The following is a 2,973-nucleotide window of genomic DNA, read 5'->3' as shown; positions in this document are numbered from 1 at the left end:
CCTCGTCACCGGCGGCACCGGCGCCCTCGGCGGCCATGTCGCCCGCTGGCTCGCCGACCGCGGCGCCACCCACCTGGTGCTGGCCGGCCGCCGCGGCGCCGACGCGCCCGGTGCCACCGGCCTGCGCGACGAACTGGCCGCCCGCGGCGTCGACGTCACCCTCGCCGCCTGCGACGTGTCCGACCGCGCCGCCCTCGCCGGGCTGCTCGCGGCCGTGCCCGCCGACAGGCCCCTCGACGCCGTGTTCCACGCGGCCGGGTCCCTCGACGACGGCGTGATCGACTCACTCACCCCCGGCCGCATGGACCCCGTCCTGCGCGGCAAGGCCACCGCCGCCCGCGCCCTGCACGAGCTCACCCGTGACCTCGGCCTCTCCGCCTTCGTACTGTTCTCCTCCACCGCGGGCGTCCTCAGCGGCGCGGGCCTCGGCAACTACGCCCCCGGCAACGCCTACCTCGACGCCCTCGCCGCCGAGCGCCGAACCGCCGGACTGCCCGCCACCGCCGTCTCCTGGGGACTGTGGGCCGACGGCGGCATGGTCGGCGACGCGGCGGGCGACCGCATGCGGCGCCACGGAGTCCACCCCATGGACACCGCCGCCGCCTGCGAGGCCCTCGGCCACGCCCTCGACCTCGGCGACACCCACGTCGTCGTCACCGACCTGCGCTGGGACACCTACGCCCCGTCCTTCACCGCGCCCCGCCCCAGCCACCTGCTGGACGAACTGCCCGCCGCCCGCCGGGCGCTGGACATGGCGCGCCAGGACAGCGCACCCGCCACCGCCGACGCCTCCTCGCTCCACACCCACCTGGCCGCCCTGCCCGACTACGAACGGGCCGGAGCCGTCCTGGAGATCGTGCGCGGCCATGTCGCGGGCGTCCTCGGCTACCCCGCCGCCGACGCCGTCGAACCGGAACGCCCCTTCACCGACCTGGGCATCGACTCGCTCAGCGCCGTCGAACTGCGCAACGGCATGAACCGCATCACCGGCCTGCGCCTGCCCAGCACCCTCGTCTTCGACCACCCGAACTGCCGCGCCCTCGCCGACTTCCTGCTGGCCGAGGTCGCCGCCGACACCGTGCCCGTCACCCCGGACGACACCCCACGCCGCTCCGCCGCCATCGATGACGAGATCGCCATCGTCGCCATGGGCTGCCGTTTCCCCGGCGACATCCGCACCCCCGAACAACTGTGGCGGATGCTCCTGGAAAGCGAGGAGGGCCTGGTGCCCTTCCCCGAGGACCGCGGCTGGGACCTCGACGCCCTCTACGACCCCGACCCCGGCAAGGTCGGCACCGTCTACACCCGGACCGGTGGATTCCTCAGCGACGCGGGCGGGTTCGACCCGGCGTTCTTCAACATCTCGCCGCGCGAGGCCGTCGCCATGGACCCGCAGCAGCGTCTGCTGCTGGAGATGGCCTGGGAGACGTTCGAGCGGGCGGGCATCGACCCGCGTTCGCTGCGCGGCAGCCGCACCGGCGTGTTCGCCGGCACCAACGGGCAGGACTACACCGGCATGCTCGCCGCCTCCGGCGAGGACTTCGAGGGCTACATGCTGACCGGCAACGCCGCCAGCGTCGTCTCCGGCCGGTTGTCGTACACCTTCGGCCTGGAAGGCCCGGCGGTCACCGTCGACACCGCCTGCTCCGCCTCCCTGGTGGCCCTCCACCTGGCCGCACAGTCGCTGCGCAGCGGCGAGTGCGACCTCGCCCTCGCCGGCGGCGTGACCGTCATGGCCTCACCCGGTCTGTTCGTGGACTTCAGTCGTCAGCGGGGGCTGGCGGTGGACGGGCGGTGCAAGGCGTTCGCGGATGCGGCGGACGGGACGGGGTTTTCGGAGGGTGGTGGTCTGTTGTTGGTGGAGCGGTTGTCGGATGCGCGGCGGCTGGGGCATCCGGTTCTTGCGGTGGTGCGTGGTTCGGCGGTGAATCAGGATGGTGCGTCGAACGGGTTGAGTGCGCCGAACGGTCCGGCTCAGCAGCGGGTGATCCGTGCGGCTCTGGTGGATGCGGGGGTGTCGGCGTCCGAGGTGGATGTGGTGGAGGCGCACGGTACGGGGACGCGGTTGGGTGATCCGATCGAGGCGCAGGCGTTGCTGGCCACGTACGGGCGGGACAGGGCCGATGGGCGGCCGTTGTGGCTGGGTTCGGTGAAGTCGAATGTGGGTCACACGCAGGCGGGTGCGGGTGTGGCTGGTGTGATGAAGATGGTGCTGGCGATGCGGCACGGGGTGGTGCCGGCGACGTTGCATGTGGATGCGCCGTCGTCGCATGTGGACTGGTCGTCGGGTGGGGTGGAGTTGCTGACCCGGGCGCGGGACTGGCCGGAGTCGGTGGAGCGTCCGCGTCGTGCGGGTGTGTCGTCGTTCGGTATCAGTGGGACGAACGCGCATGTGGTGCTGGAGGCCGTCCCCGAGGAGTCGGTGGCGGAGGAGTCGGGTGGGGTGCCGGGTGGGGTGCCGGGCGGGGGTCCGGTGCCGTGGGTGATCAGTGCCCGCAGCCGGGACGCCCTGCGCGCCCAGGCCGCACAACTCCTCGACCATGTGACCGGGCACCCGGGTGTTCCGCTCGCCGACACAGCCCTGGCGCTGGCGACCACCCGTACCACGTTCTCCCACCGGGCCGTCCTCGTCGACGCCGACCGGGACGGACTCGCCGCCCAACTGCGGGCCCTGACCGACGGAGCGCCGCTGCCCGGCACGGTCACCGGCACCGCCCGCACCGGCGGCAGGACCGCGTTCCTGTTCACCGGGCAGGGTGCCCAGCGGCCGGGGATGGGCCGCGAACTGCACGCGGCCCACCCGGTGTTCGCCGAAACCTTCGACGCCGTGTGCGAGCGCGTCCCCGGACTGCGCGCGGTGGTCCTCGGCGACGACGCGGAGCGGCTGAACCGCACCGAGCACGCCCAGCCCGCCCTCTTCGCCTTCGAGGTCGCCCTCTACCGCCTGCTGGAATCCTGGGGCGTACGGCCCGA

At 73.5% G+C, this 2,973-nt stretch carries 1 protein-coding gene; it reads left to right on the top strand.

Annotated elements, in window-relative coordinates; genetic code table 11:
• On the top strand, window positions 1–2,973 hold a 2,973-nt coding region (locus ACFU53_RS47445), incomplete at both ends, for a type I polyketide synthase (protein WP_384006713.1).

This window comes from Streptomyces sp. NPDC057474 (genome assembly GCF_042802555.1).
In the GTDB taxonomy this organism is placed as follows: domain Bacteria; phylum Actinomycetota; class Actinomycetes; order Streptomycetales; family Streptomycetaceae; genus Streptomyces.
The sequence above is the reverse complement of the archived record's forward strand: the minus strand, read 5'-3'. Positions and strand labels throughout refer to the sequence as shown.